Source organism: Sulfurovum iocasae, assembly GCF_047716765.1.
GTDB lineage: Bacteria > Campylobacterota > Campylobacteria > Campylobacterales > Sulfurovaceae > Sulfurovum.
Map to the genome: position 1 here is coordinate 866,033 of NZ_CP180410.1, position 16,186 is coordinate 882,218.

Consider the following 16,186-nt stretch of genomic DNA (forward strand, 5'->3'; position numbering starts at 1 on the left):
ATAACACTATACTATCGACGATATATAATAAAGGTATAATTTTGGAACAACAAGATTTAAACAAACGACTTATTCTCGCACTCGTGCTTTCTTTCTTTGTATTTGTAGGCTTTGGTTATTTTTTCCCCCAACAACAAGCAGTACAAAATGTGGAACAAACAGCAAACACTAATACTGCTACAACACATCAAACACCTACTACAACATCACCAAGTAGCAGTGCAATGGCACCCACAACAACGCAACAAGCGACAAGTGCACCTGTAGTTACTTCAAGTGCCACAGTGCTTGCTGTGGTTACATCTGATACTTTCAAAATGAGTATAGATGAGCTTGGCCGTGTTGCTCAGTTTGAACTTTTAGAAGAGAAATATAGAGATGATGAAGGAAAAAACCTTCAAATACTGGGTGCAAATAAAGTAAAGCCTTTAGAAGTTAGATTTTCTGATGTAAAATTAAATGATGAAGCCTTTAAGATAGCGTATATAAACAGTGGAAGCAAAACAGTTGATGTAACCTCTGGTGCACAGACCATTACTTTGATTCAACAGCTTTCATCTCTGAGCATTACCAAGAAGATCACAGTACAACCAAATGGTGCATATAGCATTGATGTCTCTACATCAGCAGCAGCACCATACTTTATGACTCCAGGACATAGACCGATGGCAGATGATTCTATGTATATGCTTGTAAGAGGTGCTTTGGTGAAGGGTGCCGATGATATTATCACTACTATAGAAGATGGTGATGCAGAGGGGCATGAGACAGTCAAAAATGCAAAGATTGCTTCAGCCTTTGACAGATATGTTGCTTCCATGTTTTATGATTTTGACAAAGGGATGAATGTCTCTATATTGAAAGAAGGAGAGGGCGATCCTCTTATTTTCATAGAAGGAAGTCAAACCTTAAATCTTGGTGGATATATAGGACCTAAAGATCATGAAATACTTAAATCGATCAATCCTGAACTCACAGATGCTATAGAGTTTGGCTGGTTCACGTTCCTCTCGACTCCTTTCTTTAAAGTACTTCTATGGATCCAGGATATAGTTGGTAACTGGGGGTGGACGATCATCCTCTTTACATTGCTTGTAAAACTTGTACTTTTCCCTCTTTCTTATAAGGGAATGATGTCTATGCAAAAGCTTAAAGACTTAGCACCTAAGATGAAAGAGCTTAAAGAGAAGCATAAAGGTGATCCTGCAAAACTAAATGCACAGATGATGGAAATGTATAAGAAAAACGGTGCAAACCCAATGGGTGGTTGTCTGCCTATGTTGCTTCAGATCCCTGTTTTCTTTGCACTTTACCGTGTACTTTTAAATGCCGACGAGCTTCAAGGTGCCTCATGGATACCTGTATGGATAGATAATCTTGCAATAGCAGACCCGTACTATGTTTTACCTATCTTGATGGGTGCATCTATGTGGTTCCAACAAAAGATCACACCAAACAACTTTACCGATCCAATGCAAGAGAAGATCTTTCAATGGTTCCCTGTGATCATGGCTCTTATGTTCATTATTATGCCTTTCCCTTCAGGTCTTGTACTTTACTGGGTTGCGAACAACATCTTTACTATCGGACAACAGTATGTGATCAATAATGCGTATGCTAAACATAAAGCAGCAGCTGTTGCGGCACACCACAAGGGAAAGGATAGCTAATGAAAAAGGTTGAAGCACCTACACTTGAAGAAGCGTATGAAAAAGCTGCAACACAATTGGCATGTTCTATTACTGATCTTGAGTATGAAGTAATTCAGTATCCTTCAAAAGGTATTTTAGGTTTTTTAAAGAAAAAAGCTATTATTGTTGCAACATGTAAAAGCAGCGCTAAACAAGAAGAAAAAGCAGAAGTAAAAGTAAAAATTAAAAAAGAAGATATCTCTCCTCTTATAAGTGAAGAAGAGAGTGTTGCCTCTGAAATCCTAACAACGGTTAAACAAGAAGCGCTCAAAGAAGAATCAGATAATCTAGACACTCTGCCGGTAAATAGTGAAAAGGATGCTGTCTTAGATAGTTTCTTTGAAAGCAAAAATGATGAGAGTGAAGAAGAAGTTGAAGAGGAGAATATTGTCTATGATGAGTTAGCACTTATGATAGAAGATCAACTCAAAGAACTTCTTTCTCACTCATGTTTTGAGATAGATGTGGTTGAAGTGGATGTGAGAGATGATACAGCACTCATATTTATAGATGGTGATGATGCTGCACTTCTTATAGGAAAAGAGGGTTATCGTTATAATGCACTCTCTTATATGTTATTTAACTGGTTGCATACAAAATATGAACTCTTTATCAAACTTGAAATTGCAGAATTCCTCACTTCACAACAAGAGATGATACGTAACTATATTAAGCCTGTCATAGAAAATGTAGAAAAACATGGAAGAGGTAAAACACGTTCACTTGATGGTATTTTAGTGCAAATTGCACTGGAACAACTGCGTGAAGCCTTTCCAAATAAGTATGTAGCCGTAAAAACAGGTAGAGAGGGCAATAAGTTTGTTGTCATCAACGAATTTAATAATAAGAGCAATGGATAATATACAAAACTCCATAGCTGCTATTGCAACTGCACATGGTGTCTCTTCTATCTCTATTATTAGAGTAAGTGGAGAAGCTGCATTGAGCATTGCTCATAAAATCTCTCATTTAGAAAAGATCACCCCCAGATATGCACATCTCACTTCACTCTACACTACAGATGATGCCCTCATAGATCAGGCTATAATGATCTATTTCTCCGCTCCAAACAGTTTTACAGGTGAAGAGATAGTAGAGTTTCAGTGCCATGGAGGGATGATAGTTGCACAAGAGATACTAGATACCATCCTTTCATATGGGGTAAGATTGGCAGAACCTGGAGAGTTCTCAAAACGTGCATTCCTAAATGGAAAGATAGATCTCACTGAAGCAGAAGCTATCTCCAAACTCATCGAAGCAAAAAGTGTAGATGCAGCTAAGATCTTAGCGAAACAAATGAAAGGCGAGTTAAAAACATTTGTAGATGAAAGCAGGGATGCTTTGCTTAGATCCTTGGCTTATTCTGAAGTGATGATAGACTATGCAGAAGAAGATATCCCTGATGATATCATGGAAAATATTGTACGTCAGTTAGATGAATTGACAGATAAAATAGAACAAATAGTAGAGGCAAGTCATCGCCGCAGAGGACTTATAGAAGGTTTTAAAGTAGCTATTATCGGTAAACCGAATGTAGGTAAAAGTTCTTTACTGAATGCTCTGCTCTCTTATGATAGAGCTATTGTAAGTGAGATTGCCGGCACTACCAGAGATACGATCGAAGAGCAAGTACGCATTGGTTCGCATATCATTAGACTTGTAGATACCGCAGGTATACGTGAGTCTGAAGATACTATAGAAAAGATAGGTATAGAACGTTCTTTGAGTTCAGTGGAAGATGCAGATGTGATCATTGCACTTTTTGATGGTTCACGTGAATTTGATCAGGAAGATGAGAAAATACTTTCTATCATTGATACTTTAGAAGATAAACATTGTATCGTTGCTATTAATAAATCTGATTTAGATGTTAGCTTTGATAGTGCAAAGATCTCAGCATATTCTCCACTTCAGGTAAGTGCTAAAAAAAGTTTTGTAAAACTTACACAAAGATTGGAAACACTTTTCGATGGCATAGGAGAAGGTGAAGAACTAATGCTCATATCTGCTCGTCAGATAGAGGCTGTAACTAAGGCAAAATATGCCATCCATGAAGCAAAGATCCCGCTTATAGAGGGTGAGTTGGAGTTTTTCTCTTATCATTTACAAGAAGCAGTGAAAGCTATCTCCTCTATCTCTAAACCTTACGACAGTGAAGAGATACTGGATAAAATGTTTGGTGAGTTCTGTTTAGGCAAATAGGAAATAGAAATGGAAAGTATAAAAAATATGGAACTTTATATCATCGTAGGACTTTTCTTTTTTATCATTTGGTTTATTTTTAATACCATCAAATATTATCGTGGAGAAAAGAGAAAAGTAAAAAATCTGCATCGTTTTGCAAAAAAGGGTGAGGCGGATGCGCAACATCATCTTGCCCATCACTATCAAAAAGGTGACATGGTGAAAAAAAATTGTGAGAAGGCTGCATTCTGGTATCAAAAGGCTGCTTTTTCAGGGGATGAAGAAGCAAAAGGGTCTTTGCAAAAGTTTTTAGAGAATCGTCAAAATAAAAAGAAAAAGAAGTGTTAACATAGTATAATTATCACTTACTAAATACAAGGAAACAATCTTTATGACTAAAAAACTATCATTACTTTTTACTTTGTCTGTTATGTTATTACTCTTTTCAGGGTGTGTAGAGAGAGAAATATCTATTTCTCCACAATCAGGACTAAATGCCTGGGGAGAAGAGACAAATGTGAATGATATAGATATCTCTGATCTGGATCAAAACTTAACTGAAAGTGAAACGATGATTACTGAAGATATGGATACTGAAAAGATGGAACGCATTGCGTTCCCAACATCTGAATATTATCGTTTAGCAAGAACAGGTAAAGGTACAGTGAAGGGTAGTATCTATGTAAAAGATGCATATGATAAAAAAATAATGGGCGCAGGAACCAGACTTTATCTTAATCCTGCAACAAGTTATTCAGACCAATGGTTTCGTGAAAGTTATCTTGGCGGATATAAGATGGAAAAAGCGGATTCCAGACTCTTTAATTATTTAAGATTTACAGCAGCTAACAGTGATGGTAAATTTGCGTTCTATGGTGTACCTTCTGGTAGTTATTATCTTATAGGTACCGTAAAATGTGGAACTGAATGTGGATATGATACACCTAAAAATATACGTATCGCAACTAAAGTAAGTGTATATGGTAATAAGATCGTAGAGAAAGATCTAAACAGGTTTGTAGATTAATCATATAAAACTTACCCTTTTGGGTAAGCTTCTTCCAGTACTTTATAGAGTTCTTCTGGGCTTACATTTTCATTTTCTTCTAAAACACGCTGCATGCTAACGTTATCCTCTTCACCATTCCAAATCTTAATGTATGAACCCTCTTTATATCCATGATCTTGTCTAAACTTATTTAAAATATTTTTACCAATGTAAAGTTTATAAAGTGTGTCAAGGTTTAATCCAGATTGTATTGCTACATCGATGAATGTCTCCATGAGTTTTTTAGTAGATGTTTCACAAAATAGTGTTTTCATCAACATTTCTGCTACTGCTATCTGTTCATAATAATCTTTCGTTGTAGGAGTGATATCTTGATCAAATGATTGAAAGTTAGGAAGAGCATTGATACTGGTAGCTAAATCTTCAATACTTCCAATATCTTGCATCTTGTAGTCCTCAAGTCCTTGTGACATGATAAAGTGCCAGATGTCTACTGCTTCTATCTTGATATTTGCATAGTCAGGTTGTGCATCAATGTTCTTCCAGTGTTTCCACGGGTAGCTCTCTATAAGTTCTGCACACTCCAGATAGGTACACCGTTTCCAGTCGATTCGTTTTCCATTTTTAGTGACTCCTTTTTCCCAACCTTCACCATTGGTCGCATCATTGAGTTGTTGTTGTAGTTGTAACATTTGTAATATTTTGTCCATAAAAAGCCTTAAGAAATTAATTCTCATATTCTACCTTTTCAACCCTTATTTAGTACTTTTTGAGTAAAATATACCCCTTATTTTACGCCCTAAAGGACGCTACATATGTCACAACCAGTTGAAGATTTAGATGAAGTTTTAAAAAATCATAAGCTTAGTAAACCAGAGTATGAGGATATCTTACGTATATTAGATGGTCGTCACCCGAATATCGTTGAGATAGGCATCTTCTCTGCGATGTGGTCAGAGCACTGTTCATACAAGTCAAGTACAAAATACCTTAGGGGTTTCCCTACAGAGGCACCATGGGTCATCCAGGGACCAGGTGAAAATGCCGGTGTTATCGATATTGGTGACGGTATGGCTGCTGTCTTTAAGATGGAGAGTCATAACCACCCTTCATTCATCGAGCCTTTTCAAGGTGCAGCAACAGGTGTAGGTGGGATACTTAGAGATATCTTTACTATGGGAGCAAGACCTGTAGCAAACATGAATGCTTTACGTTTTGGTACAGTAAAAGGTGACAGTGATATCGCCAAATACCAAAGACACCTTGTACGTGGTGTGGTAGATGGTATCGGATCTTATGGTAACTGTATGGGTGTACCTACCATCGGTGGTGAAGTAAGTTTTGATGAGAGTTATAATGGAAATATCCTTGTAAATGCATTTGCATTGGGACTTGTGAAGTCTGATGAGATCTTCTTGGGTGTTGCCTCAGGTATAGGTAACCCGGTCATGTATGTTGGTTCTAAAACAGGTCGTGATGGTCTTGGTGGAGCAGTAATGAGTTCAGATTCTTTTACCGAAGAGTCTAAATCACTTCGTCCAACAGTTCAGGTAGGTGATCCCTTTACAGAAAAACTTCTTCTTGAAGCATGTTTGGAACTGTTTAAAACAGACCTTATTGTAGGTATTCAAGATATGGGTGCCGCAGGGCTTACCTCTTCGGCATTTGAAATGGCAGGGAAGACAGGGGCAGGGCTCATCATGCACTTGGATAAAGTACCGGCACGTGAAGAGGGTATGACTCCTTATGACTTCATGCTTTCCGAGTCTCAAGAGCGTATGCTTATTTGTGCTAAACAAGGAAGCGAGCAAGCTATCATCGATATTTTTGAAAAATGGGAATTGGATGTAGCGGTGATCGGTGAAGTAACAGACACTGCTCGTATGGAACTGATGTGGCATGGTGAAAAATGTGCAGATATGCCTATCGCTCCAGTAAGTGAAGAAGCACCTGTACTTGACAGACCAGTCTCAAGACCTAAGTACTTAGATAAAGTAAATGCTAAAAATGTAGATAGTTACAAATCTGTAGCAGATCAAGAAGCATATGAAACATTGCTTTCAAATATAGAAGTGTCAGATAAAGCATGGGTATACAACCAGTATGACTCAATGGTACAAACAAATACAACAAAAGCACCCGGGTCTTTGGATGCATCTTGTATCCGTATCAAAGAGAATGGTAAAGCTTTGTCTATGAGTTCTGACTGTAATCCACGTTACTGTTATATCGACCCTCGAAAAGGTGCAGCACTTGCAGTTGTTGAGTCTGGGAGAAATGTTGCGATGTCAGGGGCTAGACCACTTTCTATTACAGATTGTCTAAATTTTGGTAACCCTGAAAACCCGGAAGTGATGTGGCAGTTTGCTGAAGCTTGTGAAGGTATAAAAGAAGCATGTTTAGAGCTTAATACTCCGGTTGTAAGTGGGAATGTTTCACTTTATAACGAAACAAATGGTGTGTCTGTGTATCCTACACCTGCTATAGCGATGGTAGGACTCAATGATGATGAAAATAGAGTCCTTCCATCTGCATTCCAGGAAGAGGGGAGTCAAATTCTTCTTCTTGGTAATACAAAAGGTGAGTTTGGCGGTTCATTGTATGTAAAAGCACTTCATGGTGAAACATCAGGGTCTCTACCTGCATTTGATTACAGTGCAGAGCTTAGACTTTGGGAACTAGTGATCGAAGCGAACAAAAAAGATTTATTGAAATCTGCTAAAGATGTGAATGTAGGTGGTATTGCTATAGCACTTTCTAAAATGGCTGCAGTATCTAATAAAGGTGTAGTTGCTCAAGTAGCAGTAGAAGAGAGTAGAAATATCTTTGATGAGACACAAAGTAGGGCTTTAGTAGAAGTAAGTCAAGAGAACATTGAAAAATTTGCAAAAATGGCAATGGATCTTGGTATTAAAGTAGAGAATATTGCTAAAGTAGGTGGAGATAAGGTTAAAGTCAATGACGTAGAACTTCCACTTGAAAAAGTAAAAGAGATCTATTTTACAACGTTTGCCAGAACGATAGAACAAGATCTGTAAGCGTACGTCATTCTCGGGTTTGGCCCATGGATGACGTAAGTTATTAAACTTTTTTCAGAGAGTTTAAAACTCTCTGAAATTATTTGAGTATAGCCTCTAACTCTTCTTCAGAATCAATATATTTAACTGCGTTAACCACACCATTTTCCAAAGTAACTACAGCGATTTTATCTGCCTCTTTTTCATTTTTAAGTTGTTTAGCAATGTTTTTATCATAGATCAACAGTACAGAATAAGCACTCTTTTTCAAATCAGGTAATGCAAAAGTGTTACGGATAACCGTTGGCATAGGGCTGATATCTGCAACAAAAAGGGTAGCTCTTTTTGCCAAGTAATCGCTGTCTTGTTTTTTCAAAAACTCTTTAACTGTATGTCCAGTTGCTTTGGCAAATACCAGAACAAGTGTTTTAGTGTCTGCTTGTAAAGTATGTGATTTATCAAACTGATCAGGGAGTGTGAAACTGATAGTTGAACCGCTATTTAATCCATTACTTACATTTGCGCTGTATTTACTTGCATCATAATTATCTTTTCCCTTTATGAAGAAAAGAGCTCCACCACCGATAATAATTAGACCTAGAAGTCCCAAGAGTATTTTTTTAATCATATATTTCCTTTATTTAAGACAAATATTGTCCTATTTGTTTCTGCATTTTACCCAAGCAAACTATTAATGCTCTTAATAGGGTCATAATCAGTTATATTTGATATAATGTCAGCCTAATTACCACACTTACCAAGTATCTAAACCTTATAAAAGAATGAGAAAAGGTGAGTGTGGTAATACTATTCCCAAAAGGTTAAGTAATATGAGAGCATTGCTAAGTGTAAGTGATAAGAATGGTATAGTTGAGTTTGCTAGAGGTTTAGAGAAACTGGGTTGGGAGATCATCTCTACAGGTGGTACATATAAAGCCCTCTCTACTGCAGGTATAAAAGTCATTGAGATAGATGAAGTAACAAAGTTTCCAGAGTGTTTTGAAGGACGTGTGAAAACACTTAACCCTTATGTTCATGGTGGTATCCTTCATAAAAGAGGTGATGCGGCACATGTGGCACAAGCCAAAGAACTTGGTGTTGAAGGCATAGACCTTGTGTGTGTAAATCTTTACCCATTTAAAGAGACTATAGAGAAAACAGAAGACTTTGATGAGATCATTGAAAACATTGATATCGGTGGGCCGACGATGGTTCGTTCAGCGGCGAAAAACTTCAATGATGTGCTTATCGTAACAGACGTTAATGATTATGAAAATGTACTTGGTGCAATAGAAAACAAGCATGATTCTCTAGAGTTTAGAAGAGGCCTTATGATCAAAGCATTTGAACATACTGCAGCTTATGATTCTATGATAGCAAACTATATGAATGGTCGTTTTAACGATGGCTTTGGTGAGTATCAATTCATTACGGGTAAAAAATCTTTCCAGACACGTTATGGAGAGAATCCACACCAAAAAGGTGCACTCTATGAATTTAACAATCACTTCACAAACAACTTTAAACAAGTAAAAGGTGAAGCAAGTTTTAACAATATCAATGATGTAAACGGTGCACTAAAGATCGCTTCGAGTTTTGGTGATGAAGAGGCTGTGTGTATTGTTAAACATGGTAACCCCTGTGGTTTTGCGATCAAAGGTACGTTGATCGATTCATATACTGAAGCACTTAAATGTGATCCTGTATCTGCCTTTGGTGGTGTTGTTACAGTGAATGGTGTGGTGACTAAAGAGCTTGCAGAGAAGATGAATGAGATCTTCCTTGAAGTAGTAATGGCAGCAGATTTTGAGCCAGAAGCACTGGAAGTATTTGAGAAGAAAAAACGTCTTAAACTTTTTGCTCAAGGTGGTACAAAACTTGTGATGTCAAATGACACTCATGATTTCAAACATGTAGATGGTGGATTTGTGTATCAAAACTCAGACTGCATCTGTGACAATGAAGTACACAACGCACATAAAAAGTCAGAACTCACTGCTACAGAGCAAGAGATGAAAGACTTGGAGATCGCATGGAAAGTGGCTGGTCTTACAAAGTCTAACTGTGTTGTGTATGTTAAAGACTCAGCAATGGTAGCTGTAGGTATGGGTATGACATCTCGTGTTGATGCTGCACAATGTGCCCTTAAAAAAGCTAAAGAGATGGATATAGATGTAACAGGTGCTGCGATGGCATCTGAAGCATTCTTCCCATTCCGTGACAGCATAGATGCAGCTGCCCAAGCTGGGGTTAAAGCTATTATCGAGCCTGGTGGAAGCATTAGAGATGATGAAGTCATCGAAGCAGCCAACGAGCATGGTATCTCACTTTACTTTACTACAGTAAGACACTTTTTACATTAATAGTTTTGATGGGCACTGCCCATCAAAACAACTTCTTTTTTCTTTTTTTACATAAACCTCATGTTATATTTTTTAAGATATAATCTATGATTAACAAGGGAGTTAACGTAATAAAAGATGTTTTATAAAAACTTTTTAAACCTAAGCAAACGAATATCTATAGAGATGTTTACTATCCTTTCTAAGCCATTCCTCCCGCATGGTACTAAAATCAAAAAATATTTTACTGTTAAGACCCACATATGAAAAAAGCATTAATCGTATTTGGGACAAGACCTGAAGCTATCAAGATGGCACCACTTGTTTTAGCATTTCAAGAACAATCCAGTGAGATAGAAGCAAAAGTCTGTGTTACAGCACAGCACAGAGAGATGCTTGATCAGGTTTTGGATATTTTTGACATTCTTCCTGATTATGATCTTAATATCATGAAGCCGGGGCAAGATCTTTATGATGTAACAAGTAATATTTTACTAGGGATGAAAAAGGTACTTGCTGAGTATGCACCGGATGTAGTCTTTGTCCATGGTGATACTACAACTACTATTGCTACTGCAATGAGTGCATTTTATCAGAAAATCCCTGTGGCACATGTAGAAGCAGGGCTTCGTACTGGAGATATCTACAGTCCATGGCCGGAAGAAGCCAATCGTAAACTTACGTCACAGATCACAAAGTATCATTTCACACCCACACAGACAAGTAAAGAGAACCTTCTAAAAGAGAATGTTCCTGAAGATGATATATATATTACAGGGAATACAGTGATCGATGCATTGCATTGGGTCTTAAATAAGATAGAGAAAAATGAAAGTCTCAAATCTACACTTTCGGATACCATAAAATCAGACTTTTCCGCCTTTGGCAATGATGAACGTTTAGTATTGATCACAGGGCATAGAAGAGAAAATTTCGGGCAGGGTTTTCTTGATATGTGTTCAGCGATCAAAATCTTGGCTGAAGAACATCCTGATGTGAACTTTGTCTATCCTGTGCATCTTAACCCTAATGTTCAAAAACCTGTACTTGAACTACTCTCTGGCATTAATAATGTATATCTTATAGCACCTTTAGAGTATGAACCTTTTGTCTATTTGATGAGTAAAACATACTTAATATTAACAGACAGTGGAGGGATACAAGAAGAGGCTCCTAGCCTAGGAAAGCCAGTACTTGTTATGCGTGATACTACAGAAAGACCAGAAGCTGTTGAAGCGGGAACTGTTAAGTTGGTAGGAACAAATCCAGCTACTATAGTGAATGAAGTCAATCAATTACTTAAGGATGCACTCTTGTATGAGAGTATGAGTCAAGCCCATAACCCCTATGGAGATGGAAAAGCATGTCAAAAAATCGTAAATATCATAAAGGAAAAAAATGCAAAATAAAACAGTATGTGTCATGGGATTAGGATATATAGGGCTTCCAACAGCTGCACTTTTGGCAAACCGTAAATATCATGTACATGGAGTTGATGTTGTACAAAGTACAGTAGACACTATTAATGAAGGTAAGATCCATATCGTCGAGCCTGATCTAGATACCTTTGTGCGTTCCGCAGTTAACTCTGGAAATCTTATTGCTGATACTCAACCAAAAGAGTCTGATATATTTATTATTGCTGTACCGACTCCCTTTCACGAGGGGTATGTTCCAAATATAGATTATGTTGTTTCAGCAACAGAATCTATTGCTTCTTATGTGAAAGAAGGAAATATTGTTATTTTAGAGTCTACATCTCCTGTGGGTACAACTGATAAAGTAGCCGAAGTTTTAGCAGAACAAGGTGTAGACATCTCTAAGGTGCATGTTGCACATTGTCCCGAGCGTGTTTTACCTGGACAGATCATGCGAGAGTTGGTAGAAAATGACCGTATTGTCGGGGGGATCAATGAAGAATCAACTAAGGAAACAGTTGCTTTTTATAAAACCTTTGTAAGCGGAAATATTCTTGAAACAGATGCAAAAACAGCAGAGATGGCAAAACTCACAGAGAACAGCTACCGTGATGTCAACATTGCATTTGCCAATGAGCTCTCTATCTTATCTGATAAATTCAGTATTAATGTATGGGAGTTGATCTCATTGGCAAATCGTCATCCACGTGTAAATATTTTACAACCAGGTGCCGGTGTAGGAGGGCATTGTATTGCCGTTGACCCATGGTTTATCGTTCATGCAGGTGGGGAAGATGCAAAGATCATTCGAACAGCTAGAGAAGTGAATACTTATAAAACAGAATGGTCAATCGAAAAGATAAAAAATTCTGCACTTGTTTTTGAAAAGAAGAATGGACGGGCAGCTAAGATAGCATGTATGGGATTGGCATTTAAACCAAATATCGATGACCTTAGAGAATCACCGGCAATTTATATTACAAGACGTTTGATCGCAGATGGTTTTGAAGTACTTCCTGTAGAGCCGAATTTAAGATCATCATCTGAGTTTAACATTGTTCAAGATGAAGTAGCTATCAATGAAGCAGATATCATCGTCTTTTTAGTTGCACATGATGAGTTTAAAGGTCTTCGTATCTTTGGTAAAGAGGTATTTGATTTTTGTGGTGTGACAAATATAAAGGATGATGAAAAATGAAGATAGCTATAGCCGGAACCGGATACGTAGGTCTTTCAAACGGAATACTTTTGGCACAACACAATGAAGTTGTTGCACTTGATATTATGCCTGAAAAAATCGAGATGCTAAATAAAAAAATATTACCCATAGAAGATACAGAATTGGAAGACTATCTTTCAAATAAAGCGTTAGACTTCACGGCAACTTTGGATAAAGACAAAGCTTATGAAAATGCTGACTTTGTTATTATTGCTACTCCTACTGATTATGATCCTGTAACAAACTATTTTAATACCAATTCTGTAGAGTCTGTGATCAAAGATGTCATGAGCATCAATCCAGATGCAACTATGGTTATAAAATCAACAGTACCTGTTGGATATACTGAAGATATAAAAAAAGCATTAAATTGTGAAAATATCATTTTTTCACCAGAGTTTTTACGAGAAGGAAAAGCACTATATGACAACCTTTATCCTTCACGGATCATCGTTGGTGAGAAATCAGAACGTGCAAAAACATTTGCCGATCTTTTAGCCCAAGGTGCTATCAAGGAAAACATTGACATCCTTTTTACGGGCTCTACGGAAGCAGAAGCCATTAAACTCTTTTCTAACACTTACCTTGCAATGAGGGTTGCCTATTTTAATGAGTTGGACTCTTACGCTGCAACTCAAAATCTTGACAGCAGACAGATCATCGAAGGGGTTGGACTGGATCCTAGAATTGGAAACCATTATAATAACCCTTCATTTGGTTATGGGGGTTATTGTTTACCAAAAGATACCAAGCAACTGAGGGCAAACTATAAAGATGTGCCCAATAGTCTTATTGGTGCCATAGTGGATGCCAATACTACCAGAAAAGATTTTATTGCTAACAGTATCCTTGCTAAAAATCCAAAAGTAGTAGGTATCTATAGGCTTGTGATGAAAAGTGGATCAGATAATTTTAGATCTTCCTCAATTCAAGGTATTATGAAAAGAATCAAAGCTAAAGGGATCGAAGTAGTCATCTATGAACCATCACTTGAAGATGATGAGTTCTTTCATTCAAAGGTGATCAGAGATTTAGAGGTGTTTAAAAAAATGTCAGATGTCATAGTTACCAACAGACGCTCAGAAGATCTCAAAGATGTAGATGTGAAAGTTTACACCAGAGATGTGTTTGAAAGTGATTAAAGATTTGAAGTTAGTACTTCAATTTTAGAGAGTAACAACAAAGAGAAACTAGTGTTAGAAAGTTCACTCTTTCTTTATATTGTTATCTCAAATTAATTATAGGAGGAGATAAAATGAAAGGTATTATATTGGCTGGCGGGAGTGGGACAAGGCTGCATCCCATAACAAAAGTAATCTCAAAGCAACTACTTCCTATCTATGATAAACCGATGATCTATTATCCGTTATCTGTTTTGATGCTGGCAGGTATTAGAGAAGTACTCATTATTTCTACACAGAAAGATATACCAAGATTTGAAGAGCTGTTAGGTGATGGCTCTAATCTTGGTATGGAATTCTCTTATGCTGTTCAAGCCTCTCCAAATGGTCTAGCCGAAGCTTTTATTATCGGAGAAGAGTTTATTGGTGACGATAGTGTTTGTTTGATTTTGGGAGATAATGTCTTTTTTGGTTCAGGGCTTACTCCACGACTTGAACGTGCGACACATCAAGAAAAAGGGGCAACTGTTTTTGGCTATCAAGTTAAGGATCCGGAACGTTTTGGGGTTGTAGAGTTTAACGATGATTTAGAAGTTCTTTCTATTGAAGAAAAACCTAAATACCCAAAAAGTAATTTTGCCGTAACCGGACTCTATTTTTATGATAATGATGTAGTTGAAATTGCAAAAACTATCCAGCCATCACATCGTGGAGAACTTGAAATAACATCGATTAATCAGGCTTATCTCAAACGGGGAGATTTAAAAGTAGAACTTTTAGGACGCGGATTCGCCTGGTTGGATACAGGAACGCATGAAAGCCTGGCAGATGCCAGTCAATATATTCAAACAATCGAGCAGAGACAAGGCTATAAAGTAGCATGTATTGAAGAGATTGCTTTTTATAAAGGGTGGATCACAAGTGAGCAGCTTAAAGCATTGGCACAGCCACTGAAAAAGACAGAGTATGGTCAGTATATGATTGAAATGGCTGGTGAGGAATGAAATCAATTTTAGTAACAGGGTGTGCCGGATTTATCGGGTCTAATTTTGTACCATATTTTTTGGAAAAATATAAGGATTATAATATTATTCATCTTGATCTATTGACTTATGCCGGTGATATAGAGAACTTAAAAGAGATAAAAGAGAATGAACGTTATAAATTTATTAAGGGTGATATCTGTAACCGTGAATTAGTAGAATATATTTTTACAGAATATGATATCTCTGGTGTGATCCATTTTGCAGCAGAAAGTCATGTAGACAACTCTATCAAAAATCCGGGTGTATTTATTGAGACAAATGTAAATGGTACATTTACACTGATCGATGTTGCATATAAGTACTGGATGGATGCGCCATTTAAGTATAAGGAAAAATATTCCCAAGAATTTCCACGTTTTCATCATATCTCTACAGACGAAGTATATGGAACACTTGGGAAGGAGGGACTTTTTACAGAGAAGACATCTTATGCACCTAATTCTCCCTATTCGGCATCAAAAGCAGCAAGTGATATGGTTGTAAGAAGCTATTTGCATACTTACGGGATGAATACTGTTATCACAAACTGTTCTAACAATTATGGCCCAAAACAACATGATGAAAAATTGATCCCGACTATTATCAGAAAAGCATTGAACAATGAAGATATTCCTATTTATGGAGATGGAAAAAATATTCGTGATTGGCTTTATGTTTTGGACCATTGTAAGGGCATAGATCTTGTATACCATACAGGTAGAACAGGAGAAGTATATAATATCGGCGGTCGTAATGAACGTGACAATAATTATATTGCTAACAAAATTTGTGAAATACTCGATAAGTTGAGTCCGAAAGATTCAGGAGAGAGTTATACTAAGCAAATAACATATGTGGAGGACCGTGCCGGTCATGACAGACGATATGCTATTGATGCTACTAAGTTGGAAGATGAACTTGGATGGAAGGCTGAAGAGAATTTTGAGAGTGGGATAATTAAAACTATTGAATGGTATCTGGATCAATATAATGTTCAATAAAGACAATTATATATTTATCTAGATTTGGGATCAATGGTATTGTGTCTTTCTCTATCTTAGAGAGGTATCCCCATGAAAGTATATCTCTCTAGTTATAGCTGATATTATCAAAGTTGGCATCCTGATTCTCTGCTCTTATGGTAAAGGAGCTGACATTGA

Annotated in this window: 14 protein-coding genes; 12 read left to right on the forward strand and 2 right to left on the reverse strand. The window is 37.1% G+C overall.

Going from position 1 to position 16,186, the window contains the following annotated elements; translation table 11 throughout:
- Positions 1-41: 41 nt before the first annotated feature.
- From yidC to ACLHDG_RS04375, 5 genes are read left to right on the forward strand one after another with little or no spacing between them, the layout of a single operon-like run.
- Positions 42-1,670, forward strand: a complete 1,629-nt coding sequence (gene yidC, locus ACLHDG_RS04355) for a membrane protein insertase YidC (RefSeq protein WP_415407768.1) — start codon at positions 42-44, stop codon at positions 1,668-1,670.
- Positions 1,670-2,551 carry a Jag N-terminal domain-containing protein gene (locus ACLHDG_RS04360; protein ID WP_415407769.1) on the forward strand — a complete coding sequence of 294 codons (882 nt, stop codon included), beginning with the start codon at positions 1,670-1,672 and terminating at the stop codon, positions 2,549-2,551. The genes yidC and ACLHDG_RS04360 overlap by 1 nt, the downstream gene beginning before the upstream one ends.
- On the forward strand, positions 2,544-3,893 hold the full coding sequence (mnmE, locus tag ACLHDG_RS04365) for a tRNA uridine-5-carboxymethylaminomethyl(34) synthesis GTPase MnmE (protein ID WP_415407770.1): 1,350 nt from the start codon (positions 2,544-2,546) through the stop codon (positions 3,891-3,893). The genes ACLHDG_RS04360 and mnmE overlap by 8 nt, the downstream gene beginning before the upstream one ends.
- A gap of 9 nt (positions 3,894-3,902) precedes the next feature.
- Entirely contained in the window at positions 3,903-4,223 is a 321-nt protein-coding gene (locus ACLHDG_RS04370) for a hypothetical protein (protein ID WP_415407771.1), read from the forward strand.
- Positions 4,224-4,266: 43 nt separating this feature from the next.
- Positions 4,267-4,902 carry a carboxypeptidase regulatory-like domain-containing protein gene (locus ACLHDG_RS04375; protein ID WP_415407772.1) on the forward strand — a complete coding sequence of 212 codons (636 nt, stop codon included), beginning with the start codon at positions 4,267-4,269 and terminating at the stop codon, positions 4,900-4,902.
- 11 nt (positions 4,903-4,913) lie between these two features.
- Here the strand turns inward: ACLHDG_RS04375 and ACLHDG_RS04380 are convergent, their stop codons facing one another.
- A complete protein-coding gene (locus tag ACLHDG_RS04380; RefSeq protein ID WP_415407773.1) occupies positions 4,914-5,594 on the reverse strand; it encodes a dUTP diphosphatase in 681 nt (226 codons plus the stop codon).
- 105 nt (positions 5,595-5,699) lie between these two features.
- On the opposite strand from ACLHDG_RS04380, the gene purL reads away from it, so the two are divergent.
- Positions 5,700-7,922 carry a phosphoribosylformylglycinamidine synthase subunit PurL gene (purL, locus tag ACLHDG_RS04385; RefSeq protein ID WP_415407774.1) on the forward strand — a complete coding sequence of 741 codons (2,223 nt, stop codon included), beginning with the start codon at positions 5,700-5,702 and terminating at the stop codon, positions 7,920-7,922.
- Positions 7,923-8,001: 79 nt separating this feature from the next.
- On the opposite strand, the gene ACLHDG_RS04390 is transcribed toward purL, so the two are convergent.
- Complete coding sequence (locus tag ACLHDG_RS04390; protein WP_415407775.1) at positions 8,002-8,529, reverse strand: hypothetical protein; 528 nt, start codon at positions 8,527-8,529, stop codon at positions 8,002-8,004.
- Positions 8,530-8,731: 202 nt separating this feature from the next.
- On the opposite strand from ACLHDG_RS04390, the gene purH reads away from it, so the two are divergent.
- From purH to rfbB, 6 genes are all read left to right on the forward strand, one after another.
- Positions 8,732-10,264 carry a bifunctional phosphoribosylaminoimidazolecarboxamide formyltransferase/IMP cyclohydrolase gene (purH, locus tag ACLHDG_RS04395; RefSeq protein ID WP_415407776.1) on the forward strand — a complete coding sequence of 511 codons (1,533 nt, stop codon included), beginning with the start codon at positions 8,732-8,734 and terminating at the stop codon, positions 10,262-10,264.
- A 242-nt stretch (positions 10,265-10,506) separates the two neighbouring features.
- On the forward strand, positions 10,507-11,652 hold the full coding sequence (wecB, locus tag ACLHDG_RS04400) for a non-hydrolyzing UDP-N-acetylglucosamine 2-epimerase (RefSeq protein WP_415407777.1): 1,146 nt from the start codon (positions 10,507-10,509) through the stop codon (positions 11,650-11,652).
- A complete protein-coding gene (gene wecC / locus ACLHDG_RS04405) occupies positions 11,642-12,859 on the forward strand; it encodes a UDP-N-acetyl-D-mannosamine dehydrogenase (protein WP_415407778.1) in 1,218 nt (405 codons plus the stop codon). The genes wecB and wecC overlap by 11 nt, the downstream gene beginning before the upstream one ends.
- On the forward strand, positions 12,856-14,022 hold the full coding sequence (locus ACLHDG_RS04410; RefSeq protein ID WP_415407779.1) for a nucleotide sugar dehydrogenase: 1,167 nt from the start codon (positions 12,856-12,858) through the stop codon (positions 14,020-14,022). The genes wecC and ACLHDG_RS04410 overlap by 4 nt, the downstream gene beginning before the upstream one ends.
- Before the next feature lie 113 nt (positions 14,023-14,135).
- Positions 14,136-15,005, forward strand: coding sequence for a glucose-1-phosphate thymidylyltransferase RfbA (gene rfbA / locus ACLHDG_RS04415; protein ID WP_415407780.1), 870 nt, complete (start codon positions 14,136-14,138; stop codon positions 15,003-15,005).
- Complete coding sequence (rfbB, locus tag ACLHDG_RS04420; RefSeq protein WP_415407781.1) at positions 15,002-16,027, forward strand: dTDP-glucose 4,6-dehydratase; 1,026 nt, start codon at positions 15,002-15,004, stop codon at positions 16,025-16,027. Before rfbA ends, rfbB begins: the two co-directional genes overlap by 4 nt.
- Positions 16,028-16,186: the final 159 nt, after the last annotated feature.